Below are 23,899 nucleotides of genomic sequence, written 5' to 3'. Positions count from 1 at the left end.
GAATTCTCAGCGGCACGCGCCCACTTCGGTGCAGGAGCGAGAGGTTGGTGATTAGGGCAGCAGGTTCCAGTATTGGCGTCTGGCGGGCATGGCGTGGATCACCATCTCCTCGCCGCTCTCAAAGACCAGCACAACGGTCTCAAGCAAGCGAGTCCGTGTGTCAAAGCCGAGCCGCAACTCGCGATGCGGCCAGTCGTCCTCCTCAAGGGGCTCGATCCACTGGGACCAATCGGCTGCCTGGACTGCATCCTCGGGCAATACGCCGTGCTTGAGTGCATTCGCGTGGACCCTCACGCCGCAAAGTCAGCAAGTGCGCGGCGAATCGCCTCCGAGCGTGACAGGTGCTCTCGCTCGGCCAGCTTGTCCAGTGCTGCAATTTCCTCGGCGGTGAGGCGCACGGCGACGACCTGCATCGGCTCAGCGCCACGACCGGGGCGGCCGCGTCCGCGACGCTTCAATTCCTCTACGTCATAACCAGATTCGGCCTCGTCTGCCCACTTCTGAATCTGCTCGTCGGTGACCATGAAAAAATCGTATAACGAAAATGGTCTGGGCGGTAGAGGAAGCGTCTGACGTCGGGTCGGCTCGAAGGGGTGTCGACGTCGGTGGCCGAAATGCTCGGCCCGCGGGCTTAGGTGCGCCGCGTCGGGTGGTAGGTCAACGCCAACGTACGTCCGTCAAGCGTGCGGCCGTCCAGAAGCTTAAGATCGTAGTCACCCAGGCCGGCGTAGATCGGGCTGGTTCCGGTTCTTCCGCTGATGACGGGGAACACAGAGACTTCGATCCGGTCTACAAGACCGGCCGCGAGGAGCGACCAGTTCAGCGACAGGCTGGCTTGCGACCGGAGCGGCACATCCGAGGTTTCCTTGAGCTGGCGGATGATCTCAACCGCGTCGCCGTTCTCGATGGTCGCGTCCGGCCATCCGAGAGTGCCATCCAATGTGGAGGACACAACCGTTGCCGGCATCCTGTACAGGCGCGCGTTCCATTCGTCGAGGGTGTTCGGGTCGACCCCCGCGGCGAAGATTCCTGCCACTTCGCGGAAGGTGGTCGCGCCGTAGACCATCCGCTGCGGGGCGGCAAAGAGCGCGGCTCGCCACTCCAGAAGCTCTGGGCCCTGTTTCGACCAGTAGCCGCCCCAGTCGACCCCTTCGGGGCTTGGATCGTAGGACCCGTAGCCGTCCAGTGTTGAAAAGACATCCCAGGTATAGGTGGCGGTCATGGCGGTGCTCCTTGGGGGGGTCGACTGTTGTTGGCTTTAGTGGACGACGTCGTAGATTGCCTTGACGACGCCGTTTGCGTAGACCTCGGATTCGCGCAGGCGCAGCTGTTGCCGGTCTTCGTCCTCCGTGCTGAAGAGACTCTTGCCTGCGCCGAGAAGTACCGGAAATACGAGGAGGTTGTAGCGGTCGATGAGATTGGCGTCGGAGAGTGTGCGTGCGAGTTCGGCGCTGCCGTGAATGAAGATCGGACCGCCTTCGGTCTGCTTGAGCGCCGAAATGTCATCGACTGATCGCAGGATCTCGATCGGCCCCCCAGTCGTCGATGATCGCTTCTTCGCTGAGCGTGGTTGAGACAACGTACTTGGGAAGGTCCTGGTACGCTGCGTGGTCCTCGGAGCCTGGCCAGATCGGGGCGAACGCTTCGTAACTGCGGCGGCCGAACATCAGCGCCGTCGTCTCCGTCAACTCTTCGCCCTTGAGAGCGAAGGCTTCGGAAACGAACTCCATGCTGAAAACCCATCCTCCGCCGCGGTGACCTTCAGCGACGCCTCCCGGCGAGTCCACCACTCCATCCAGCGACATGAATCCCGTCCACACCAGTTCTCTGGCCATTTCCTGCTCTCTTTCCTGTGCTGTAATTGCCCACTTGCGATTTCAGGTTGGGATGCTAATTCTCTGGTACTTCCTGCAGCGCACGTACTTCGATGCGGCTCTGTACCGCTGATGATGCCTTGGCCGCCCACTCGACCGCGGCGTCGTCGTCGGCCGCTTCAATCAACCAGAAGCCGCCGACGTAGGATTCTGCTTCGACAAAGGGTTCGTCGAGCACCCGGGTTTCGCCCGCGGTGGCATCGACCGTCTTCGCGGTGGAGGGCGGATTGAGCCCACCAGCGTAGATGAGGGAACCTGAGTCTTTCAGGGCTGTGTTGAACTCATCGACCGCGGCCATGACGGCGGCGAGCTCCGCTGGGTCAAACTCCTGCATGGAAGCCATCGTCGGCTCGGTAGCCGAATCATGGGGCAGGGTCAGGAAATAGCGGGTCATGGCAGATCCTTTCGTAGGTTTCTCATCCAGTACCAGTTAGACGGTGGTACTTCACGAAACTCATCGGTGGGGACGACGCCGTCATCGTTGTGACCGGAGGTCCGCCCGCCGATGTAGTCAAGGACGTGGAGCAGCTCTTGGCCGCCGCACCCAGCCGTAAGACAATGAGAGGGACGAGGGCATTTGAATCAGCGGCACTCTTGATGATTCACAGGTGATGGGGGGACCATGGCGGATGCGATAGATGTCACTGCTTACTCGGACGGGAATCGGTTGGCCGGAACCCTGTACATTCCAGCTCAGCCGCGGTCCTTGCTGCTCATGCATCCCGGATCCGGGCCCTCCGATCGCAACAATGACTCGTTCTTCCCTCCGATTAGGACGGCGCTCCTGGGAGCGAATATCGCCGTCGCCTCCTTCGACAAGCGCGGTGTGGGCGGCTCGGAGGGGGACTGGCGTCAGGCGGGGATCGAACTGCAAGGTGATGATCTTTGCACTTGCCTGCAGGCGGTCCGCGAGTTAATTCCCACCGTGCCGTCCGGCGTCTTCGGTCACAGTCAGGGTGGCTGGGTAGTCTTGGAGGCCGCCAGTCGGAGCGGAGCGGACTTCGCGATCACCAGCTCCGGACCCGCAGTGTCACCGAACCAGCAGGAACTCTTCGCCAGCAAAAATGCGCTGACCGCGCGCGGGTTGAAGGATGAACAGGTCGCCGAGAGTGTTGAGTTCTACACACAGATCCTGGCGCAGCTGTCGAACGGATCCCCCTTCGCCTCCTTCGAGGCTTGGGCTGCTACTCATAGAGACCCCATGAACCTCCTGCAAAACGCAGGCGTCTTCATACCGGGCGATCAAGCGCACTGGGACCTCGCGGCGTCTATGGGTGATTACGACCCCCTGGTACGTCTGCGCAATTTCGACCTACCGCTCCTCGCCATCTTCGGGTCCGAAGACCACGGGGTGCCGGTCGCGCAGAGCATCAGCATCCTCCGCCGGTCAGTGCCCGCCTCGCTGCTGCAGACAAGCGTTATCCAGGGAGGTAATCACCGGATTAAGCGCCGCCCCACCGGTGACCTCGCTCCCGGTTACCTGAAGACTGTTCTGGCGTTCATCGAAAACCATTCCTGATCGCGGCCGGACCCCGATGCCTCGAAACAGCGCTCCGCCCTGTCAACACGTTGACTGCGGGACAAGGAGAGGCAGTCACGTCCGCGGCGACCTTTGGGTACGCTGGCTCGATGACTGACTCTCATGCCTCCGATTTGTACGATGCCGTCAACACCTGGGGCGCTGATGACGAGTTCTTCCTGCAATTCGCTACATCGGTCCCTGCTGCCCGAGTGCTCGACCTGGGTTGCGGCACCGGACGCGTGACTCTTGCGGTCGCGCTGGCAGGCTGCAAGGTTACGGGTGTGGACCCTAATGGGAACAGACTGGAAGCGGCGAGGGCTAAGCCGGAGGCTGGACGTGTGGAATGGGTCGAGGGTGATTCGACGGTGATTCCACCGGGCCACGAGTTCGACGCTGTAATTATGAGCGCGAACGTCGCACAGGAAATTCTCGACGACGCGGCGTTGGCTCGGTCCTTCGCCGATATAGCAGGCCATCTTGTCCCGGGCGGCCGACTGGCTTTCGACAGCCGTGACCCAATGGCACGGGGCTGGGAAGCATGGACGAAAGAGCGAAGCCACAAGACTGTCCAACTTCCCGAAGGACAAAGCCAGCACTGGTACCAGACCACCGGGGTTGATGAGGCGCGCGGTCTGGTTGAATTTTGCGCGCACGAAGTCGGTGTTGATGGCACTGAGAATGTCGGATGCGGCACCCTCCGCTTCCGTTCAGAAGAGCACCTGAGCACCATGCTCAGCGAGGCCGGATTAGTCGTAGACGACGTGTTCGGAGGTTTCGAAGGCGAGCCAGCCGGGCGAGGCGTCGGCAGTCTGGTGATTACCGCTCACAAACCCTAACGCGATGCGGGGGCAACGCCGTCGGAATTGCGTATCGCAAGCGTGCTCAAGTGCGCCTTTGAGCGATGAGGACACGGTCACCTCAGCCAGGACGACGGCGGCCAGAAGCAGCCACCCTTGGCCCTGTTGTTCAAGTGTGTTCCCCTGGTGAAGCACCCCTCGGTGTGGTCAAGTTCCGAGTCGAAGTCGGTCTCGCGGACGGCTTAGCGTGAGGTATGCGCCTGACCCGGAACCGCCATCGACCGCCCGCACAGCAATGGGTATCAGTCGCTCTGATCGCCGCGCTGTCCGCAGGGCTCTGGTTCGGCTGGTTCGCGTGGGATATTGCCGGTAATTCCGGGTTCCTTCACATTCGCTTGGATCAGTACGGCCGCCGCAACGGATGACAGTGGACTCTGGCTGGTCGGGGCGGTGCTTGTCGTCTTCGGTGCTACCGCGGGTGCGGCTCTAATGCTCGTAATTGCTGCCGCTGTGGAAGCAACTTGCAGGAGGAAGCTGAGCTCCGCATCCGCGGCTTCCTCTGAGTAAGATCCTCCGCGGGCTTTTTGGTTTCCTCACGTGTCGAATCGTGCGCCCTCGGCTCGCGATCGACGAATCGCGAGCAGGAGCAGAACGAAGGAACCGGGAGGGATAAGCGCGAGCAACACCCACCAGGCTGAGAGGTTCGAGTCGTGCAACCGGCGAGCTGCGATGGTGAACCCAGGGATAATGGTGACTATCAGCCAGAGTCCCGCGACGAGCAGAGAGAATGCTGCAAGCGGCGAACCAGGCGCCTCCGTCGGATGCCAGTTGAACAACTCGATGTTTGCGAAGATCCCGGACCCGAAAGGACCGAGAAGCAAGGTCGGCTGTGGCGTCCGTCCCGAAATGAGCGCAGGAACAAGTAATTGCGTTGTAGCCAGAACGACGACATTGACGAGCATCCACCACCAGTACTCGCTCCGGCTTGCCCGTCCCCGGAGTTGAAAAGCTCTGCCGGCAAAGCGACCCATTGCCTGTAGTAACGAAGCTCTTGGCAAGGGGGCAGCGTATAGAGCGGTTCCACGGGTAAACGTCACGGTGCGATTCTAATCGGAGCGCATCGAGAGGGGTGAATGGTCGTCACTGCCGGACACCCGAACGGATGGCGCGCTCCCGACACCGTGCGGCAACTAGCGATCCGAGCCTTCGAGGGTGCCGCGCTGCTCGCGCCGGAAAGCGAGCGGCGACATGCCAAGCCTCCGGACGAAGAGCCGGCTGAAATGCCCTGCATCCTCGTAGCCCACCCTCTCGGCGATGTGGTGGATGGGAAGGTCCGTCTCAACGAGGAGATTTTGTGCTCGGCTCAGGCGCTGCTGCATCACCAGTTCCTTTGGAGTGAGGCCGGTGGACGAGAGTATCTTCCGTCGAAGCATGGACTGGGACATGCCTACAGATTTTGCGTACGCCTCCACCGAAACGCTGCTGTATGCCTGGTTGCGCAGACCCTGCACCAGTTGATCCTCCTGGCTGCCCACCCCATGCACGCCGAGATGATCAGCAGGGCGAGGGCACTGGCACGGAGGTCACCGGCCGGGCCAGCCTTACTGAGTGCTGAGTCGAGGAAGGCGAACATGGTGATCGCCTGGTCATCCAGAAGGGGTTTTGGATGAAGTGCGCTTTCTGGATGCAGAACACCGAGTGACTGCAGCGCGGAGGTTGTGGCGCCGGAGAACACCATCCAGTGTTCCGTCCAGCCCTCAGCGCCTGGTCCGTAACCGTATTTCAAGCTCGGCGGGATCCAGAAGCACGCCGGTGCCGTGACCGCTGCCGCAGAGCCCATCCCATCCGGGCCCCACACCTTGCCCTGTCCGGCGCTGATTACCACCAGTGCGTAGGAGTTGAGTTCGCGCCCGTAGATGGTGCGCAGTGCCCCCGACTGCTCTCCTGCACCCAGGCAGTTCAATCCTTCGTTCCGCAGCGCGGGATGAGGAGGTCTGTAGACGGCCCAGTCTTGTCCCTTGCGCATATCTGTTGAGTTTACGATTGGCGCGCGGGGTAAGCGGGCTCTTTGTGATTACGAGGCACGTAGGGAGAGTGCGGCGTCGTACTCTTAGAGGCCGTCTGTGTGCCAGTCATTCTGCCAACGCCAGTCAATGGGATCGTTTACGCGCTGGTAGCGGATGTCTGCGGACAGTCGCATGCGACCTTCCAGGTCCTTGTTGTCCAGTGCTGCGTGAACAATTTGCGCCGAATGAACGACGACGTCGCCCGCCTCATAGTCGGTGACCAGCCACCGGGCGTCATGTTCGTCGGCCAGCCCGGGCAGATCGGCGGTGATGGACACAGCCGGTAGTTTCAGCGTTCCTGTGCGCTCCTGTCCGCCGCGTTCGACGGCGCAGTCCCCGAGAGGGATCCACATGGAGAGGACGCGATCGGTACCTTCGCGGAGGTAGACGAGGTCGTAGTGCGCCTGCGTAGCTGTTCCGATGCCGTTGTCACCCGGCTTGGTGTGCCTCAAGATCTTTCGCTTGTGGAGGTGGGTGTCGTCGCCCAGGAACCAGGCGAACCACTCCTTGATTCGTGGATGGGTGCACAGGGCACCAAATTCCTCGCCGGGAACGATGGTTTTGAACAGCGCATCGCGCAGCGCGCCTTTGTCCTCAGCTTCGGTGTTGGCGTGTCCTGTTTCGGGATCCGATCCAGGCTTCACCAGACCGGTGTGCTCCAGCGAAGCGAAGTAGTACTCACGGAACTCCAGGACCTCTGCCGGGCTGAGGAATACCTTCAGGTAGAGGTAGCCCTCCCTCTTCATCTGGTTTTACAACCAGGTTTTTGTCCTGCCGGAATTCATCAGGGACCGGCTGGAGCGCACCAAGGCGGGCGGGGGACTCATCCAGCACATAACCGTTCGAAGTAAGCATGAATCCAATACTTCCTGCGCCGGGTGTTCAGCGACATGAACAATGTGGTCCACGTTCTTGGACTTACCTGCAGGGGGCATCCTGTGGGTCGTGTTGCCGAAGGCGGAGCGGTAGGCCGTCTCCCACCGTCGTGCCGGCCGCGCTCAGGGCGCCGTCGTCGTCGGGGTTTCAGTGCCGTGCGTGCGTAAGACTATGAAACCCGGCGGCGGTTCATCTTGCCTTCCTGGGCGGTGGTCACTGCGGGTGTTAGCAGGCTTCCGGCCCCAGCCGGAGTTTCCGCTGTGTGTTGAAGTGGTGTCGAAGTCGTCGGTGCCGGTGTTCGAAGAGGGCGCCGACGAACGCGCGAAGCACGCCTGCCGTGATCGAGAGCCGTGGCACGACAGTGAGCTGGTCGGTGACGCGGGTCAGGTTTTCGGTAAGGGCTTCGAGCTCGCGGCGGTGCTCCCAGACACTGGCCGTGCGCATCCTTGAGCGCTCGTGGAAGCGCACGGGCTGGGTCACCTCGATGAGCCGCAGATCGTCGTACTCGATTGGCAGCACACCGCCAAGCAGCAGCGGCGCCTTTCCGAGCCACTCACCCACGGGTACGGTCGCGATTGTTGCATGCCGGTATCCGACGGGCATCTGCATCGACAACAAGGGGCGCAGCTCGTGGTTGATCCCGGCGGGCGCGGTTACTCGCTCCCAGACCGCATCCCTTGGGGCGGCGACGACGACAGACCTGGTTACACGCACCGCCGGCTGTCCGGCCTTTGCACGATCGCCGCTGGCGGCGAACAGTCTCATACAGGCTCCATCACTTTCACCATGACGCAGTTCTTCAGCCCTTTGGGCCGGTCGTAGGTGAAGCCGAGCCGCTCGTAGAGTCGGCGGGTGCCGTTGTAAAGGAACGACGACGACATCTTCTTGGTCTGGTTGGTCAGGTCGTGGGGGTAACTTTCTACTCGTCCGCCGCCTGCCTGCGCAATCAGGTCGAGGGCTCCGGTGATCGCCAGCTCCGTGACGCCCTGCCGCCGGTGGCGCTTGTCGACGAAGACGCAGGTGATGCGGTAGTCGGGGTCTGCGGTCTTGGTGGCGTCGTACTGTTTGCGGTGGTGGATGTTGGGCAGCTCGACCGGGACGCCGTACTCTGCCCACGCGATAGCCTCGTCGCCGTGCATTACCAGCGCGGCGTGCGCCTTGCCCTGCTCGACGTAGGCCTTCTTCATTGCTCGGCTGCCGTCGTAACCCGGGCCTCGCTCGGCGCAGTCCGGGTGGAAGTAGGTGCACCAGCAGCCTCCGAAGATGCCATTGTGCCGCACCACCATGGCCTCAAAGGCCGGCCAGGTAGCGGTGCTGAGGGGAGCGATGCAGTACGGCGACCCGGCACCCATGCTTCTACTCCTTCGCCGCGGCAGACGCGTCGACGCACAGGACTCCTCTGTTCCCGTCCTGGTCGGCGATCACGGTCAGCATCGGCGCATTGCTGTCATCGACGACGGTCCCACCCGCGGCGAGAGCGGCGGCGACCCGCTGCTGGGCCACCTCCGGCGCCACATATACCTCGACGTGGAACCGCTGACTGGGCGCCTCCTGCTCATCGAAGTCGCCGAACCACAGGTTTGGAACCCGCCCCGTGGCGTCCCGGATTTCGTCGCTTGGGGTTCCGCGGCCCTGGGCGTCGGTGTCCCCGGTCAGCAGTGCCGCCCACACCGGGGCTATAGTCGCGGAGTGCGCCGTGTCAAGGCCGAGCTCGATGTCGCTGACCGAAGCTGGATCCGCCTCGAGCTTGTGATCGACGGCGATCTCGGTGATCCGCCGCGCGAGGTCGATGTCCTGCTGGGTCACCCATTCGACGACGTGTTCGGTGCCCTCGTCGTCGCGATAGATGGCATCCTTGGTGACCAGTTTGAGGTCGATGTATCCATTACCCATCGACACGCGCGGATAGTGCCCGAAGGGGTCAGCCGCCTCACCAACCGCCGTGACAAACCGTGCGCCGGTACCGAAGTCATCGACCAGGTAGCGCGCATGCAGTCCCTGGGCCAGCTTCCGCCAGTCGGTCAGGTTAGCCTCGGCGATTTGTGCACCTGTCAGCATATCCATAGGCGGACTCTACACGTGATTCACCTCACAACGTTCTACACGCGCAACCGGACTCACTCAACAACTCGACACGTCACCGTCGCGGTTGTCCACCTACCGCACCGGGAAAGTGGTCCGCTTCGGCGCCCGGGCCCGACGAAGTTAGAGATCGGGAAAACGACGACGACGACGGCGGCTCGCGCGGTCAAACAGGTTTCAGGAAACCTGTTCCCATAGCGGCGAGTTCGGCCTCCAGGATGCGCACCGCGTTCGGCCCGACGCCGTGGACAGCGAGCAGGTCTTTTGCGGTCACCTGCTCAAGTTGGGCGAACGTGGTGTAGCCGTGGCGTGCCAGTTCCCTGCGTGCGGTGCGCCCGATCTCCCGGGGGTACTCCGTTGGTACTGGAGAGTCTTCTGGCATCGCGCAACTCCTCGTCGATGGGCGGTGTTCGTACATTGTGCCGTGGGGCCCTCTCGGTGTCACGCAGCTGGGGCAGCAGAGTCGCCGGTACGTGATTTTTCGTCATGTTGGCATCCTGTGAGTTTCCCTTCCCTAGACTGGGCGCAGGTCATGAGTGCCAGCGCGAAGCCCCGGCTTGCTGGCCGGCAACCCTCCTTCCGCGGCGGGGTGCCCCGGGTGAGGACCTGGCTGTTCGGCGAAGGGCCGGACGGCAAGCGCTGCCCGTGGTGCTCGAGAGCATGCCGGGCCCAGATCACAGGAGCCTTAGATGTCCAACGGATGGTCCTTCGAAACCCGCCAGATCCACGTCGGCCAGGAGCCGGACGCCGCCACCGGCGCACGTGCGCTGCCGATCTACCAGACCACCTCCTTCGTCTTTCCCACCGCCGAGAGTGCGGCGAACCGCTTCGCGCTGGCGGAGCTGGAACCGATCTACACGCGTATCGGCAATCCCACGCAGGACGCGGTGGAGCAGCGGATCGCAAGCCTTGAAGGCGGTGTTGGTGCGCTCTTGCTCAGTTCGGGGCAGGCTGCGGGAACCTTCGCGATCCTGAATATCGCTGAGTCCGGTGACCACATTGTTGCCAGCCCCAGTCTGTACGGCGGCACATACAATTTGTTTGCTCACACCCTGAAGAAGTTCGGAATCTCCGTCACGTTCGTGGAGGACCCGGACAACCTCGACCAGTGGCGAGACGCCGCCCAGCCGAACACCAAGCTGTTCTTCGCCGAGGTTGTCTCCAACCCCCGACAGGACGTGCTGGACATTGAAGGCGTCTCCGGCGTCGCCCACGACGCCGGTGTGCCGCTGATCGTGGACAACACGCTCGCGACGCCGTATCTGATCCGTCCGCTCGAGTGGGGTGCGGACGTCGTCGTGCACTCCGCCACGAAGTACCTAGGTGGGCACGGTACGGCGATCGCCGGCGTCATCGTCGATTCCGGAAAGTTCGACTTCGGGAAGGACCCTGAGCGTTTTCCCGGCTTCAACACCCCTGATACCACCTACAACGGGCTGGTCTACGCCCGCGACCTTGGCGAAGGCGGTGCCCTTGGAGCGAATCTGTCCTACATCCTGAAGGCCCGCGTCCAGCTCCTGCGCGACCTGGGCTCGGCAGTGTCGCCGTTCAACGCCTTCCTGATCGCACAGGGTCTGGAGACGTTGAGCCTGCGGGTGGAACGGCATGTAGGCAACGCTGAAAAGGTTGCGGGTTGGCTGGAGGCACGGGGCGACGTCGAATCCGTCGCCTACGCGGGCCTCCCCTCGAGCCCCTGGTACGAGCGTGGCCGTAAGTATGGTCCGAAGGGGACCGGTGCGATCGTCTCGTTCGAGTTGGCCGGCGGGGCCGATGCAGGCAAGCGGTTCGTGGATGCGTTGGAACTGCACTCGCATGTTGCGAACATTGGGGACGTGCGTTCGTTGGTCATCCATCCGGCGTCGACCACGCACAGCCAACTCTCCCCGGAGCAGCAGGCCGTTGCCGGAGTTACGCCGGGACTGGTCCGGTTGTCGGTGGGTCTGGAGCACATAGACGACATTCTGGCTGACCTCGAGACAGGCTTCCGTGCGGCGAAGGCGGCATCTGGTACATAAAAGTCCGATTGGGCAGAACCCCTGCCGATGGCATCCCGGTGACCACAGTGCAACGGACTGTTCGTGATTGCCTGGCTACCGGCACCGACCCCTATCAGCTGCGACTCGCCGTCGACCGCGGCCCCGCCGCATCAGCCGTGCGTTCGCGGCGCTTATGCCGGGGTCGGCACTTCGGCGCGTTCCGCTCCCGCCACAGCGGAACTGCCAAGATCGCTTCCCTGCAATGATTCCTGCGTGTTGACGGCGTTGATCCATGCGTCGGTGGTGCCGACACGTGCCCAGTTCGAGTTCAATAGGGTGAGCAGGGTGGTGTGCACCGTTTTCGCATCAACGAAGCCCGCGTCGTTGGCGAGGTTGATCGCGCCGGTGGCGTCGGAGAGCACTTCGGTGGTGAACCCGATTGCTTCGGCTTCGACGGCCGAGGCGAGGATGCAGTTGTTGGTCATGTAACCGACCAGGGTGACGGTGTCGACGTCGTTCTGCCGGAGCCATTCGGCCAGGTCGGTGCCGGCGTACACGGATCCGTACTGCTTGACGATGCTCTTCCATGCATCCGTGCGTCGGCTCTCGACCTCGGGGTGCAGGGCAAATTCCGGGGAACCGGGCGCGAATACGGGGGCTCCTTCACTGGCGGTGTGCTGAAAGGCCGCAATCGGCATGCCAGCTGCGGTGGCCGCATCGATGGCTGCTGCGATTCGCGGCAGGGATTGTTCGTGCGCAGGGTACTGGATCTCCAGCATGCCGCTGAAGTACTGCTGCTGGATATCGACGAGGATGAGTGCGCGACGCGGAGTAGCCATAGTTCAAAATCTTCCAGGTAGTGGTGACAGGCCGGAGTGCCTTCATCAATGGTGCAGGGAGACACGGAACACCAACAGTGGCACAACGGCAGATATACGATGGATTTGGGCCAAGAGAACAGGAGAGCCGACCATGCGGATCGCCGTGTACGCGTTCGATGCCGTGACGATGTTCCATCTGGCCGTGCCGCAGATGGTCTTTGATGAGGTCACCCGGCAAGGGCTTGGTGCATGGAGCACGGTGCTTTTCGCCGACCGGCCGGGCTCGGTCAGTACAGCGGAGGGCTATCGGCTAGGAGGCATACAGGGCCCGGAGGCTGCAGAGGATGCCGACGTTGTGGTGGTGCCTTCATGGTTCGACGACGGACGCCCGCTCAGCACTGCTTTGCGATCCGTGCTGCACAACGCTCGTGATCGCAGCACTGCTGTCCTCGGACTTTGCCTTGGTGCGATCGCCGTCGCGGATGCGGGTCTGCTTGCCGGACGCCGGGCCGTCACCCACTGGCAAGCTTTCACCACCCTGGCTGACCGGCACCCGGATATCTCCCTCGATCAGTCCGTGCTGTACATCGACCACGGTGACGTGCTGACCTCAGCAGGGACAGCCTCCGGGTTGGACGCTTGCCTGCATGTCGTGCGGGACCGCCTCGGAGCAGACGCCGCCAATCAAGTGGCGCGCAGTCTCGTTGTCGCGCCGCACCGTGAAGGTGGACAGGCGCAGTACATCGAACACCCTGTCCCCGAGCGATCCAGCGACGATCCGATCGCACACCTGCTTGAATGGTCGCTAGCCAATCTTCGGGAACCGCTCACAGTCGAACGGCTCGCTGACCAAGCCCACATGAGCCGCCGCACCTTCGTCCGTGAATTTCGCTCAAAAACGGGAACAACACCGGCAGCCTGGGTCCGAGTTCACCGGCTCGATGCGGCCCGGCGACTCCTGGAGACCACGGACCTGTCCATAGAGCAGATAGCGACGGACTGCGGTTTCGGGAACGCCGTAACGCTTCGCCAGAACTTCGGGGCGGCCTTCTCGACCACCCCCACCGAGTACAGGCGCCGGTTCACCACGTGTTGAGTCCCTTTTTCTTCTACCAGATCGTCGTCCGCTGCGACCGCGTCGAGGAACTTGCGACCCGCGCCCGCTGCCGAGCGGCACTCGACGTAGCGTGATAGAGAGTGGTTGCTAATCAGTAGTGGTCGCGGGCCTGCAGCACCACGATGTGCGTGTCGGTCACAAAGTAGACGAGGCGATTGGCCTCATCAATGCGCCTGGACCGGGCGCCCGACAGGATGTGCTTGAGCGGTTCGGGTTTGCCGGTGCCGGTGAACGGGTCCCGCAAGACATCCTGAATCAGTAGATTGATTCGCTTCAGAGTCTTCCTGTCCTGGCCTTGCCAGTAGGTGTAGTCCTCCCACCCGTTCCGGTCGAATGCGAGCTGTCGACTCACGCCTCGTGCAGTTCGTGAGTCTCAAACTCGCCGCGCCGCGCACGCTCCAGGGCCGTCAACAGCCGCTGCGCACCTTTGGCATGCCGCAACAGGTAGGCCGTCTCGGTGATCGCGTCGTAGTCGTCCTTGGAGATGATGACGGCGTTGCCGTGTTTCGACACCACCTCAACCGGAGCATGGTCCTCGTTAACCTGCTGTATGAGGCCGAACAGGTTGCGTCGAGCGTCTGTTGCGGTGATTGCGGCCATCAGCCATCCCCTTCTAAGTGGTACACAAAAGCGTACCACTCATTCGAGCCGAAGACGGGCTCATTCAAAAGGTGAGAACCCTGGTCGACTTCGCATGCCCGCGAAGCTTTCTGCCGTTACCCTCTAAGTTCGTGAGGAAGTTATAGGGCAGCGGGCTCTTTCTTATAAGTTCGATAATTCTTCGAAACTGCGTTGGCTTCAGGGAACTCCCGCGGTGACGCGGGTAGCGGTGGAGGTGGCCGCCCGCCCGCCGCTTATGTGAGCTTTCTCTCTGAGAAGCGCTCTGGGCGGAAGCTCCTGAACATAGGGTGCGGTCGTCCGCTCATAATCTCGTCGGCCAGCAGTTCACCGGCGATGAGGCCAACGGTCGCTCCTGAGTGGCTGAACGCCACGTAGCAGCCGGGGACCTTTTCAAGTTCTCCGAAGACCGGTTCGCCGTCGCCCGGAATGGGCTTCCTGCCCAGTTTGTACTCGGCTGCTTTGAGCTTTGGGGAGCCTTCCAGCAGTGCGGATGCCTCGTCCAGAAGCTGCTGTATGGCGCACTCGGGGATGGAGCAGTTGCCATCCGGGCCCTCAATGATCTGGTCGACGTACCAATCGTGGTCGATCGCGAGGGTGCCACCCGGGTTGGGTCGGGTGGCAGCGCGCGGGGTGTTGAGAACTGCTTTGATGTCGTGCTCGAGTGGCTCAGTTGTGACGAGCATCGAGAGCGGGGAGCCGTCGTCTATTCTGACGCCAAGTTCGCCCACCACGGCCGGGGTGGAGGGGCCGCAGGCCACCACTACTGCATCGGCTTCGTAGCGCTCACCGGCAGTGGTCGATACTCCGGTCGCTCTACGATCGTTCACCAGGACGGAGGCTTTTCCTGCCTGAGTGACGATGCGCCCACCCCTGGAGACGAGTTCGGCGGCGAGGTGCTCGATCAGGTGCGGCAACGATACCCAGCCGTCGCCTGGGTTGTATATTGCGCTGCCGGGCACTGAGTCTGCCGCAATGCCGGGCACAACTCTCGGGATCCTGGCGGAGTCCACGAGGCGCGAGCCGTAGGCGTGCTCCTTCTCGTAACGGTGGCGCGCGAGGGTGCTGGCTTCGCTGTCAGCGTCTGACCAATACACCCCGCCGTCGAAGCGCAGCCATTCGAGATGGGGATTCGCAGCAAACATGGTTCTGTAGCGATCGATGCCTGCAACCCGCAAGGCGTGGTAGGCATCCGAGCGGATACCGGCGGAGTTGAGCCAGGATAGCGACCTCCCTGATGCTCCGCTGGCGAGCTCGGTCTCCGTGATGAGCACGACGGATGCACCTTCGCGTTGGAGGTGGACCGCCGTTGATACGCCGAGTATGCCGCCGCCGATGACGGCTACGTTCTTGCTGGAGGGAGTGTCGGGTGTGCTGGACATGGATCAGCTTCCTATGGTGATGGGGTGTGAGTGAGATGGGGTCATGCCGGTCGCACGGTGAACGTCCTCGATGATGCGAAGAACCTGCACCGCGTCCCAGGGGTCGACCGGAAGAGGCCTCCCGCTGGCAAGGTGGTCGCTCAGCAGTTTGTAGAACTGGGCATAATCGCCGCGCTGCGCCGGCACCACTTGTTGGGTTGCTCCTGTGCTGAGGGATCCCCAGGCTGATTCCGGTTCCATTCCGAAGTCGTCGTCATTGGGATCCTTCCCTGCGTCCAGTGCCGGTTCCTGGCCGTCGAGTCCCCACTTCAAGTAGGTGCCGCGCGTGCCAAAGAGGTGGAATCGAGGCCCCGGCAGTGCCGCCAGGCCGCTCATGGTTAGTCGTGAGCGGATGCCGTTTGCATGATGCAGGACCACGAAAGCGTCTTCATCGGCGTCCGTGGAGGCACTCGAATAGCGTGTGGTTTGGCCGTAGACATCCTGAACTGGTCCAAACAATTGCAAGGCTTGATCGATAAGATGACTGCCGAGGTCATACAGTATCCCCCCGGCCTCATCCAGGGTTGCAGCTCCCTTCCAGCTTCGGAAACCCTCGGGCTGCCACCATTCGAACCGCGACTCGAAGGTAGCGATGGTCCCCAATGCTTCGCGCCGCACAAGGTCCTGCACAGTGAGGAAATCCGCATCCCATCGGCGGTTCTGGAAAACAGTGAGACTGACTCCGGCACGCCCGGCCTTCCGGATGAGTTCCTCGCCCTGCGCTGCTGTCGGTACGAAAGGCTTGTCAACGACTACGTGTAAACCTCGGTCAATTGCAGCATTCGCCAGTTCGTAGTGGGTTCCCGGCGGTGTACCGATAACTACGAGGTCAATCTCGTCCGCATGCTTGAAAATGTCCTGAGGGTTGTTGAGCACCGTGGCCGATCGATAGGACTCTCGAGCTTGTCGGGATCGCTCCTCGTTACTTGTCGTGATGAACCGGAGGCTGTAGTCAGTATTGGCGGCCAGGAGCGGCGAATGAAAGACCCGCCCGGAGACTCCGAATCCCAGTACTGCAGTCCGGATTGTCCGCTCAGCTGTGTGGTTACTCATTTACCCATCCCTTCCGATAGCCCCCGGATGAAGTAGCGCTGTCCGATCGCGAAGGCGACAATCATGGGCAGGCTGGCAATGGCCAGGCCGGCGAAGAGCACAGACCAGTCGGTCTGCAGCGTGCTCTTGAAATCAAGCAGTCCGACTGGCAGGGTCTTCAACTCGGTGTCATTGAGGAAGACCAGCGCAAACGGAAACTCGTTCCAGGCGAAGAGAACGTAGACGAGACCGGCGCTGGCAAGCACGGGTTTGCACAGCGGAATGATGACGCGCAGGAAGATCTGGACCGAGTTCGCGCCGTCGATCCGCGCCGCTTCCACCACTTCGTCCGAGAGCGTCAGCATGTACGCGCGGATGAGGAAGATGGTGAAGGGCAGCCGGTAGGCGACGTAGACGATGATCAGCCCGGCGTGGGTGTTATAGAGACCCACGGCCTGCAGCAACTGGAACAGTGGAACGAGGATCATCGTCGGGGACACCATCAGTCCGCCGAGGATCAGGAACGTGACCGTCTTCGAGAACGGTAGGTTGAGCTTTGTCAGCGCGTACGCAGCAGCGGCGCCCAGCAGCAGCGTCGCCGCCAGCGAGATGACGGTGATGAAAAGACTGTTGGCGAAGTAGGCAACGACGCCCTGGTTCCAGGCTGTGACGTAGTTCTCGAAGGAGAAGGCATTCGGCAGGGCCCACGGGTCTGCGAAGATTTCAGCGCTGGTCTTGAAGGCCGACGAGAACATCCAGAAGAGCGGGTAGAGGACGCCAATGCTCATGACGACAAGCAGGATACGCACCAGATACCGTGCGACGATGCTCAGGTAGTCCGAACGGCGCTTTGGCTGTGCCGCTCCCCTCGCGCGGGTGGTTGGCGTTGTCGGTTTAATTGTTGTGGTGCTCATTAGAGGCTGACCCTCTTCCTACTTGTGTAGAACAGCTGCGTTGCGCCGATGATCAGCGTGATGAAGAGGACAATGGTGGCGATCGCGGAGGCGTAGCCCATGTCGTCGTTCACGAACGCGTTCTGGTAGATCAGGGTGCCCAGCACCTGGGTGGCGTTATTAGGACCGCCGTTGGTCATGGCGACAATCTCGTTGAAGACCAGGAAGGCGTTGCTGACCGTGACAATCGACATGACGGCAACCATCTCCCTGGTCAGCGGAATCGTCACGTTGAGGAACTGCCGTACCGGACCCGCCCCATCGAGCGCTGCGGCTTCATAAAGCTCGCTCGGGATACGCTGGATGGCCACCAGTAGGAGAGCTGCCACATAGCCCGTCCATTGCCATTGACTCATGGCGATGATCGCCCAGATAGCGGTCTCGGGTTCACCCAGCCACACCCGTGCGAGCCCTTCCAGACCAAGCCCGCGCAGAGCCTCGTTGAGGAAGCCGACTTCAGGGTGGTAGATGAACGAGAAGAGCACACCTGTCACCGTGATCGAAATGGTGGCCGGCAGGAAGTACACGCTGCGGAAGAAGGCCTGAAGCCTGCCCTTCACGAACCTGTCCAGCAGCGCCGCCAGGATCAGTCCGAGCCCTACCTGAATGATGAGGGAAACCGCGGCGTAGGCAACGTTATTGCGGATTGCAATCCAGAAGACCGCGTCGCCGAAAGCAGTGATGTAGTTTTCGAAGCCCACGAACTCCTGTTCCGGGGAAAAGACGCTCCATTGCAGGAAACTCAACCGCAGGTTCTGAGCCAGCGGGTAGTACAGGAGAGCGAGGATCGCCAGAATCGCCGGTGCTGCCCAGAGGATTGCACTGAGGCGGAGTCTTCTTGTCGTCATGGTGTGCACGAGTCCTTTCACTCGGGTGCTCCGCCGAAGCGGCGCCGCCATTGGATCGCCGCTTCGGTGGTTGAGGCAATGCCTACTTCAGACTGTCTGAGGCTGCTCGGATGGAATCCAGAATCTGTTCTGCAGTTTGTGATCCGTCGATGGCGGCCTGTCCGCCTGCGAGGAACGCTGCACCGACTTCGGGGTTCGTGGCTGTATCCAGCCAGATGTTGAAAGTTTCGACCCCCTGCAGATGCGTCAGCGCCTCGTCCAGCTGGGGCAATACATCTGCAACCCCTTCGGCGGAGCCAACGACAGCTGACGGACGGTCCCGCATCTCAAGCAAGCGGGCACCGTTCTCCTGGCTGGTGAAGAACTTGAGGAACTCGATGGCGAGGTCCTTGTTGTCGCTCTTCTCGTTGACCAGGAAGCCGTCCGGTGCGCCGGTGAGCGATTCAGCGTCGCCTTCTGCGCCTTCGATGTCCGGGAAGGCGAAGAAGTTCCAGTTCGCCGCGACCTCCGGCGTAGCCCCGTTCGCCTCCCTGAAGATGGAGAAGATGTTGCTTTCGCCGTAGTACATGGGGGCGACACCGGTCTGGATCTCTGCCTTTGCCGAATCATTGGAGATTCCGTTTGCTCCGGCAGTGAAGCACCGCTGAGCCAGCTCATTGAGGTCCTCAAACGCCCTGATGTACCCCGGGTGATCGAAGGTAGCGGTCGCAGGCTCGAAGTCCGCTCGCATGACGTCCTGGGGAACGTGCTTGGCGATCAGGGTGGTCAAATAGTGTACCCCTGGCCACATGGCGTTGTTGCCCATGGTGATGGGCGTGAGCCCTGCTGCTTCGAAGGTGTCGCAGGCCGTCAGGAGCTCTTCGTAGGTGGTGGGTACCTGCACGCCATGTTCCTCGAACATCGCCGAGTTGTAGATCATGTACTTCCCGGACATACTCACCGGCACTGCGTAGTTCTTCCCCTCGACCGTGTAGGCCTCGACGGCGGCGGGCAGCAGTGATCCTTCCCATTCACCCTCAAGTTCCGACGTGAGGTCAGCGGCGAAGCCAGCGTTGAAGTACTGCTCGCCGTAGCCGCCGGGCCAGGCGAAGTAGACGTCCGGAAGGTCATCCGAAGCTGTCAGGACGCGAAGGCGCTCCTTGTACGGGTCGTCCTGGATGGCCTGCATCTCTACAGATACTCCAGGGTTGGTCTTCTCGAACTCGTCGACGACCTTCTCGAAGAATGCCGCGTGATCTCCTTCCGGCCACTTGTGCATGACAGTCAGCGTCTGGTCTCCCTGGCCGGCATCCCCGCTCCCGCCACAGGCGGAGAGGGTCAACGTGAGAAGCGTCGAAACGACCAGAACGGTTTTGCTTCGGCTGCGAACTTTCTTGGTCATGGGTGCCTCCAAGGCAGGTAGTGAGATTCGGGACTGGAGGAGGACTCCACGGATGTGATGCGCGTCTCGTGTGAGTCCGGTCTCACAAGGGTATAGCATTGAGACCGGACTCACAAGTCCGTATCAGTACGATGTAGTTCGTCGCTTCCTCAGAGAGATAGGTCCATCAATGAGCACGAATTCGATTCGCCGGGAGACGACGGTGGCCGATGTCGCAGCCGTAGCGAAAGTGTCCAAGGCGCAGACAGCCCGAGCGCTCGGCGGTTATGGAGCCGTGAGCAGCGATGTTAGGTCACGGGTGCTGGAGGCAGCCGAGCAACTGGGGTACCGCCCGAACATGCTGGCCCGCAGCATGAACACCGGCCGGTCCCACACCATCGGCGTAGTGGTTGGAGACATCCAGAATCCGTACTTCAGCCTGGCCATGAGAGCAATTTCAGATACGGCCCAGCCCGCCGGTTACGACGTTCTGTTGATCAACACGGGCGAAGATGCCCCCGCAGAACGGGAGGCAGTAAGGGTTCTGCAGGATAAGCGGGTGGATGGCTTCATCATTGCGCCGGTGCTATCAGATGACAACGCGCATCTCCAGGCGGTAGTCGATTCCGGTCGACCGCTCGTCCTCCTGGACCGGGCTGTGGAGGGCTTGGACGTGGACGTGATCGCGACTGCGTCCGAACAGGCGTCCTTCGAGGCGGCACAGCTCTTGCTCGAAAATGGGCATGAGCGTGTTGCCTACATCTCCACTCTTAGGACCCGTTCGAACCGTTACGAAGATGGATTTGCGCTTGGTTCAACCCCTGTCGCTCAACGACTGGGAGGTATGCGGCGAGCCTTCAAGGAGGCTGGGAAGGAGTTTCCCTCCTCCTTGGTGCGCCTGAATGCAGGCACAGACGAGAACATTCGTCAGACTGTGAGGGAACTGCTGGCCCCGCCGTTCGATGCAACGGCGATCATGGCCTCCGACAGCGTGATCGCCCTCAGCGCGCTGGAAGAAATAGCGAACGCTGGCCTCAACATCCCGACGGATCTCTCCTTCGTGATGTTCGATGACCTCCCATGGACGAGACTCGTCACGCCGCCGCTCACCGTCGTATCCCAGCCCGTATATGAGCTCGGCGTCGCTGTAGCAACCGCCCTCATCCGGCGCCTCCGCGGGGGAAAAGCGCCAGAGACAACTTTCGAGGCGAAGCTAATCAACCGTGGGTCCGTCGCCGCTCCCCCAACCCCAAAACCATAACCAATCACGCTTTGTCCGTTTAGGTGCTGTGTAACAGGAGAAGCTCTCATGCACCCGGAGCGGCGCATAGCTTCCCACGATGTGGGCAGATCCCCGAAATGCACGTCCGTCACATCGCTACCTCACACCACCCCGCTCGCAGCCATGATTGTCCCCTCGATGTGCGCGAGATAACCTCGCTGAATGCTGATCTGATCGGCCACATACTTGGCGTCATGCCACACGCCCCAGATGAAGCTCGATCCGCGGCGTGACTGCCACGGCAACCCCAGGAAGTAAACGCCGGGCTCATCGGAAACGCCCCGCCGCTGCCGCGGCCTGGCGTTCTCGTCGAACGCATCGACCTGCAGCCAGCTGTAGTCGACGGCAAAGCCGGTCGCCCAAATGATCGAGGTGACTCCAGCCTCTGCGAGGTCGAGTTCGAGGAGCGGGTTGGTCAGGCTCTCCGGGTCCGGCTGGAGCGTACGGGCTTCCGTTTCCTCCGGGAGATCCAGGCCGTTCCGTTCCACGTAGGCGTCTGCTTCGTCGAGAAGCGCCAGGTAGTGCGCGTCGCCGTTGGCAATGTTGTCGCGCAGGTCCCCGGCGAACCGCATGGTTCCAACATCGAAAGAAGTTGTGCGGCCCACCAGCTTGATCCCGTTGTCCGAGAGGGTTCGGAAGTCGACGGTGTGGCCGCCGTCGGCTCCGCTCACCGCGATCGTCACGTGCTCTGCGCCCTGCGGGGGAGCGGACGCCTCCCATTTATTGAGTACTCCAAGCCACCAGCAGAAGTCCTGGCCCCGGTAGCTCCGCGGCGGCCGGTCATGCGGTCCGACAGACAGGTACACCTGGCGGCCCGATCGCTGAATTTCGGCGGCAATTTGGACGCCCGAGGACCCTGCGCCCACCACGAGCACGGCACCGTCCCGAAGCTGATCCGGGTTGCGGTACTTGCTGGAGTGCAGTTGGGTCACGTTAGCTGTTTCGGGAACGACGGCGGGAATCACCGGACGTTGGAAAGGGCCGGTAGCGGCGACGACGTAGCGTGCCGAGAAGTCTCCCGCTGACGTCGTGACCTGGAAGCCGGGGCCGCCGGCGTTGCGGCGTACGGAGGTCACCTCTACTCCACAGCGGATGGGCGCGCCGATCTTCTCCGCATACGCGACGAAGTAGTCTGCCACCTGTTCCTTGGAGGCGAAAGCCTCGGGTTCTACGTCGGTGAACTCCATGCTCGGGAAGCGGTCGTGCCACGCGGGTCCGTTTGCAACCAGGGAGTCCCACCGTTCGGAGCGCCACCGTTCAGCGATGCGGGAACGTTCCAGGACCAGGTGCGGGATGCCCCGCTCGCTCAGATGTTCGCTCATTGCGACGCCGGCCTGGCCTGCGCCTACAACGAGAACTTCAACTTCGGGGCTGGGCATGAAAATCTCCTCTGTTTCGGGCAATAGGGACTGGATGAGCACGACGTCGAAGGTGTGCTTTTTGCCATCCCGTGCGGTGGGTCGGCTCGGATGTCGTTAGGACCAGACACCGTGTCTGAATCAATTCTTGCGAGTCAAACTGCATCTGCATAGCGGATAAATCCGGTCCAATAGATCAGAAAAAGCGATGCAGCGCGTCCTGGCTAAGAGAACTCGAGATAAAGCGCCCCGCTCCCGTGGGGGTGGGAGCGGGGCGCGAAGAGCCGGAAGGTCGTCGATCAGACGCCGGACGTGAACGCTTCATCCTCGATGACCTCGCGGGTACCTCCGGCGTCGCGGACCTTCCTGCCGCGGACATAGCCCACAACCCCGAGGGCGAGGATGCAGCCGAGGGTGCCGAGCGCGAAGGCCTCGAACGTGAACTGCGAGACGCCCCAGATTTCCTCGAAGTTGTATTCCAGGCCGAAGAGTACGTCCAGCGTGCCCGGGAAGATGGCCACCCAGGAGCCGATCAGGATCCAACTGAAGCAGATCGCGCCCAGCACCTTGAATCCGGAGTCGGACACGGGAACCTTGAAGGGGCGGTGGGTCTGGGGATACTTGGTGCGCAACCGGACGGCCGCCGGGATGGCCAGGAGGTAGCTGAGCAGGAACGTGGAGATCGCGATGGTAAGGACCACTCCGAAGAGCGCGCTGCTGGTACCCGTAAGCTGCATCGCGGCGAGCATGAACAGCGTGGCCACCACACCGGACAGCGTGTTGACGCGGATCGGCGTGCCCAGTCTCGGGTGGAACCGGCCGAAGAACCCGCCGAAGAATGAACCGTCCGCGGCGGCCATGGCCTGCATGCGGTCGCTGATGATCATCCACGCGGCGCCCTGGGACACCAGAACAAAGCAGAAGACCATCGCAGAAACTGCCAGCATGATCTCAGCCGCACCACCGAAGACGGTGTAGACGGTAGCGATCGCGCCGAACAGTCCACCGATGCCGGTGATCTGGTCCACCGGAACCACCAGCAGGATCGCGAGGATCGGCAGGAGGTAGCTGGCGGCGGCGATCATCGAGGAGCGGGCCACCGAGATGGGAACGTCCTTGGCGGGGTTCTTCATCTCGCCCGCTGCGCTGTTGCCGGACTCGAACCCGAGGAAGGAGAACAGCAGCAGGGGAGTCACGCCGAGGAAGCCTGCGAGGGTCGGGGAGAAGAAGCCGAGGTCCAGACCGTTGAAGCCGTGCTGCACCCCGTACACGATGGTGACGAGGATGAAGAAGGTCAGGAACAGAACCTTGAGGATGGCGCCCAGCGAGGGCAGCCACTTGCCGTGCTTCAGGCTGACGATCGCGGAGGTCACCGTGATCCAGATGAAGGCCAGTTTGAAGGCGTAGTCCCCAACGCTGCCGGCCTCGATGTGGCCGACATACTCGGACCAGGTCTCCACCGCCACGAAGGCCATGGCTCCGCCGACCCAAACCGGCTGCGTCACCCAGGTGAAGAGCGAGGTGATCGCGGCGACCACGCGGCCGTAAGCCATCTTTGTCCAGACGTACACCCCACCTTCCTCGGTGAACGCGCCGCCGGTCTCCGCGAAGATGAGGCCGTAAGGGATCATGAAGGTGATGGCCAGGATGAGGGTCCAGGTGAAGGTCTCTCCGCCGAAGCCCGAGACCTGCCCGAGAACCTCGACCGAGATGACCGCAGCGACAACCAGCAGGAGGATGTCGAAGCGGCCGAGGGATTTCTGTAGATGCTTGCTCTGCTCCTCGGCAAGGCGGGTCTTGCCTACTGGCTGGTCCATGGTCGGTCCTTTGCTATGGCTTAAGTTTGCTACGTTGCGAAACTGGCGAGAAGGTTGCGGTCGTCCCTCAAATCAGGGA

29 protein-coding genes and 1 riboswitch are annotated in these 23,899 nt (G+C 62.0%); of the genes, 5 read left to right on the top strand and 24 right to left on the bottom strand.

Translation table 11 applies throughout. The features are described 5' to 3' along the window. Window positions 1-51: 51 nt before the first annotated feature. The 6 genes from BJ994_RS13880 to BJ994_RS13860 all read right to left on the bottom strand — a co-directional run bounded on the left by BJ994_RS13880 (window position 52) and on the right by BJ994_RS13860 (window position 2,268). Window positions 52-294, bottom strand: coding sequence for a toxin (locus tag BJ994_RS13880; protein ID WP_167994967.1), 243 nt, complete (start codon window positions 292-294; stop codon window positions 52-54). Then, window positions 291-524, bottom strand: a complete 234-nt coding sequence (locus BJ994_RS13875; protein WP_167994966.1) for a ribbon-helix-helix domain-containing protein — start codon at window positions 522-524, stop codon at window positions 291-293. The genes BJ994_RS13880 and BJ994_RS13875 overlap by 4 nt, the downstream gene beginning before the upstream one ends. A gap of 107 nt (window positions 525-631) precedes the next feature. Next, complete coding sequence (locus BJ994_RS13870) at window positions 632-1,222, bottom strand: dihydrofolate reductase family protein (protein WP_167994965.1); 591 nt, start codon at window positions 1,220-1,222, stop codon at window positions 632-634. Window positions 1,223-1,258: 36 nt separating this feature from the next. Then, window positions 1,259-1,579: a dihydrofolate reductase family protein gene (locus BJ994_RS18445; RefSeq protein ID WP_342450379.1), complete on the bottom strand. Its 321-nt coding sequence runs from the start codon at window positions 1,577-1,579 to the stop codon at window positions 1,259-1,261. Next, complete coding sequence (locus BJ994_RS18440) at window positions 1,503-1,835, bottom strand: dihydrofolate reductase family protein (RefSeq protein ID WP_342450378.1); 333 nt, start codon at window positions 1,833-1,835, stop codon at window positions 1,503-1,505. The genes BJ994_RS18445 and BJ994_RS18440 overlap by 77 nt, the downstream gene beginning before the upstream one ends. Window positions 1,836-1,890: 55 nt before the next feature. After that, a complete protein-coding gene (locus BJ994_RS13860) occupies window positions 1,891-2,268 on the bottom strand; it encodes a YciI family protein (RefSeq protein WP_167994963.1) in 378 nt (125 codons plus the stop codon). A gap of 228 nt (window positions 2,269-2,496) precedes the next feature. On the opposite strand from BJ994_RS13860, the gene BJ994_RS13855 reads away from it, so the two are divergent. Both BJ994_RS13855 and BJ994_RS13850 read left to right on the top strand, forming a co-directional pair. After that, window positions 2,497-3,393, top strand: a complete 897-nt coding sequence (locus tag BJ994_RS13855) for an alpha/beta hydrolase family protein (RefSeq protein WP_167994962.1) — start codon at window positions 2,497-2,499, stop codon at window positions 3,391-3,393. A 110-nt stretch (window positions 3,394-3,503) separates the two neighbouring features. Beyond that, a complete protein-coding gene (locus BJ994_RS13850) occupies window positions 3,504-4,232 on the top strand; it encodes a class I SAM-dependent methyltransferase (RefSeq protein ID WP_167994961.1) in 729 nt (242 codons plus the stop codon). 554 nt (window positions 4,233-4,786) lie between these two features. Here the strand turns inward: BJ994_RS13850 and BJ994_RS13845 are convergent. The 8 genes from BJ994_RS13845 to BJ994_RS13810 form a co-directional block, all read right to left on the bottom strand. Continuing rightward, window positions 4,787-5,224: a DUF805 domain-containing protein gene (locus BJ994_RS13845; RefSeq protein WP_167994960.1), complete on the bottom strand. Its 438-nt coding sequence runs from the start codon at window positions 5,222-5,224 to the stop codon at window positions 4,787-4,789. A 159-nt stretch (window positions 5,225-5,383) separates the two neighbouring features. Next, window positions 5,384-5,638, bottom strand: a complete 255-nt coding sequence (locus BJ994_RS13840; RefSeq protein ID WP_167994959.1) for a helix-turn-helix transcriptional regulator — start codon at window positions 5,636-5,638, stop codon at window positions 5,384-5,386. A 2-nt stretch (window positions 5,639-5,640) separates the two neighbouring features. Continuing rightward, entirely contained in the window at window positions 5,641-6,219 is a 579-nt protein-coding gene (locus tag BJ994_RS13835; RefSeq protein ID WP_167994958.1) for an AraC family ligand binding domain-containing protein, read from the bottom strand. 84 nt (window positions 6,220-6,303) lie between these two features. Continuing rightward, the gene (locus BJ994_RS13830; RefSeq protein WP_245192301.1) at window positions 6,304-7,005 is read right to left on the bottom strand and encodes a phytanoyl-CoA dioxygenase family protein; all 702 of its coding nucleotides are present in this window, start codon (window positions 7,003-7,005) and stop codon (window positions 6,304-6,306) included. Between the two features lie 355 nt (window positions 7,006-7,360). After that, a complete protein-coding gene (locus BJ994_RS13825; protein ID WP_167994957.1) occupies window positions 7,361-7,900 on the bottom strand; it encodes a hypothetical protein in 540 nt (179 codons plus the stop codon). After that, on the bottom strand, window positions 7,897-8,487 hold the full coding sequence (locus BJ994_RS13820) for a GNAT family protein (RefSeq protein WP_167994956.1): 591 nt from the start codon (window positions 8,485-8,487) through the stop codon (window positions 7,897-7,899). Before BJ994_RS13820 ends, BJ994_RS13825 begins: the two co-directional genes overlap by 4 nt. A gap of 4 nt (window positions 8,488-8,491) precedes the next feature. Beyond that, window positions 8,492-9,199 carry a VOC family protein gene (locus tag BJ994_RS13815; RefSeq protein WP_167994955.1) on the bottom strand — a complete coding sequence of 236 codons (708 nt, stop codon included), beginning with the start codon at window positions 9,197-9,199 and terminating at the stop codon, window positions 8,492-8,494. Between the two features lie 184 nt (window positions 9,200-9,383). Next, window positions 9,384-9,599: a helix-hairpin-helix domain-containing protein gene (locus BJ994_RS13810; protein ID WP_167994954.1), complete on the bottom strand. Its 216-nt coding sequence runs from the start codon at window positions 9,597-9,599 to the stop codon at window positions 9,384-9,386. 146 nt (window positions 9,600-9,745) lie between these two features. Beyond that, window positions 9,746-9,862: riboswitch (SAM riboswitch) on the top strand. Window positions 9,863-9,906: 44 nt separating this feature from the next. On the opposite strand from BJ994_RS13810, the gene BJ994_RS13805 reads away from it, so the two are divergent. Next, entirely contained in the window at window positions 9,907-11,232 is a 1,326-nt protein-coding gene (locus BJ994_RS13805; protein ID WP_167994952.1) for a bifunctional o-acetylhomoserine/o-acetylserine sulfhydrylase, read from the top strand. Between the two features lie 152 nt (window positions 11,233-11,384). On the opposite strand, the gene BJ994_RS13800 is transcribed toward BJ994_RS13805, so the two are convergent. Continuing rightward, entirely contained in the window at window positions 11,385-12,032 is a 648-nt protein-coding gene (locus BJ994_RS13800; RefSeq protein ID WP_167994950.1) for an isochorismatase family protein, read from the bottom strand. Between the two features lie 133 nt (window positions 12,033-12,165). Between BJ994_RS13800 and BJ994_RS13795 the strand changes: the two genes are divergently transcribed. Next, the gene (locus BJ994_RS13795; RefSeq protein ID WP_167994948.1) at window positions 12,166-13,110 is read left to right on the top strand and encodes a GlxA family transcriptional regulator; all 945 of its coding nucleotides are present in this window, start codon (window positions 12,166-12,168) and stop codon (window positions 13,108-13,110) included. 112 nt (window positions 13,111-13,222) lie between these two features. On the opposite strand, the gene BJ994_RS13790 is transcribed toward BJ994_RS13795, so the two are convergent. The 7 genes from BJ994_RS13790 to BJ994_RS13760 form a co-directional block, all read right to left on the bottom strand. After that, on the bottom strand, window positions 13,223-13,483 hold the full coding sequence (locus BJ994_RS13790; RefSeq protein WP_167994947.1) for a Txe/YoeB family addiction module toxin: 261 nt from the start codon (window positions 13,481-13,483) through the stop codon (window positions 13,223-13,225). Further along, entirely contained in the window at window positions 13,480-13,731 is a 252-nt protein-coding gene (locus tag BJ994_RS13785; RefSeq protein WP_167994946.1) for a type II toxin-antitoxin system Phd/YefM family antitoxin, read from the bottom strand. The genes BJ994_RS13790 and BJ994_RS13785 overlap by 4 nt, the downstream gene beginning before the upstream one ends. 254 nt (window positions 13,732-13,985) lie before the next feature. Further along, window positions 13,986-15,131: an NAD(P)/FAD-dependent oxidoreductase gene (locus tag BJ994_RS13780; RefSeq protein WP_167994945.1), complete on the bottom strand. Its 1,146-nt coding sequence runs from the start codon at window positions 15,129-15,131 to the stop codon at window positions 13,986-13,988. A 3-nt stretch (window positions 15,132-15,134) separates the two neighbouring features. Beyond that, a complete protein-coding gene (locus tag BJ994_RS13775) occupies window positions 15,135-16,223 on the bottom strand; it encodes a Gfo/Idh/MocA family protein (RefSeq protein WP_167994944.1) in 1,089 nt (362 codons plus the stop codon). Beyond that, entirely contained in the window at window positions 16,220-17,116 is an 897-nt protein-coding gene (locus tag BJ994_RS13770) for a carbohydrate ABC transporter permease (protein ID WP_167994943.1), read from the bottom strand. The genes BJ994_RS13775 and BJ994_RS13770 overlap by 4 nt, the downstream gene beginning before the upstream one ends. Continuing rightward, the gene (locus BJ994_RS13765) at window positions 17,116-18,003 is read right to left on the bottom strand and encodes a carbohydrate ABC transporter permease (protein ID WP_167994942.1); all 888 of its coding nucleotides are present in this window, start codon (window positions 18,001-18,003) and stop codon (window positions 17,116-17,118) included. The genes BJ994_RS13770 and BJ994_RS13765 overlap by 1 nt, the downstream gene beginning before the upstream one ends. An 82-nt stretch (window positions 18,004-18,085) precedes the next feature. After that, on the bottom strand, window positions 18,086-19,384 hold the full coding sequence (locus BJ994_RS13760; RefSeq protein WP_167994941.1) for an ABC transporter substrate-binding protein: 1,299 nt from the start codon (window positions 19,382-19,384) through the stop codon (window positions 18,086-18,088). Between the two features lie 169 nt (window positions 19,385-19,553). Here BJ994_RS13760 and BJ994_RS13755 point away from each other — a divergent pair, with 169 nt between their 5' ends. After that, window positions 19,554-20,624, top strand: coding sequence for a LacI family DNA-binding transcriptional regulator (locus BJ994_RS13755; protein ID WP_167994940.1), 1,071 nt, complete (start codon window positions 19,554-19,556; stop codon window positions 20,622-20,624). A gap of 122 nt (window positions 20,625-20,746) precedes the next feature. Here the strand turns inward: BJ994_RS13755 and BJ994_RS13750 are convergent, their stop codons facing one another. Then, a complete protein-coding gene (locus BJ994_RS13750) occupies window positions 20,747-22,024 on the bottom strand; it encodes a flavin-containing monooxygenase (protein WP_167994939.1) in 1,278 nt (425 codons plus the stop codon). 278 nt (window positions 22,025-22,302) lie between these two features. Beyond that, complete coding sequence (locus BJ994_RS13745) at window positions 22,303-23,820, bottom strand: APC family permease (protein WP_167994937.1); 1,518 nt, start codon at window positions 23,818-23,820, stop codon at window positions 22,303-22,305. Between the last annotated feature and the right edge of the window lie 79 nt (window positions 23,821-23,899).

Source organism: Arthrobacter pigmenti (genome assembly GCF_011927905.1).
Taxonomy (GTDB): Bacteria; Actinomycetota; Actinomycetes; order Actinomycetales; family Micrococcaceae; genus Arthrobacter_D; species Arthrobacter_D pigmenti.
The sequence above is the reverse complement of the archived record's forward strand: the minus strand, read 5'-3'. Positions and strand labels throughout refer to the sequence as shown.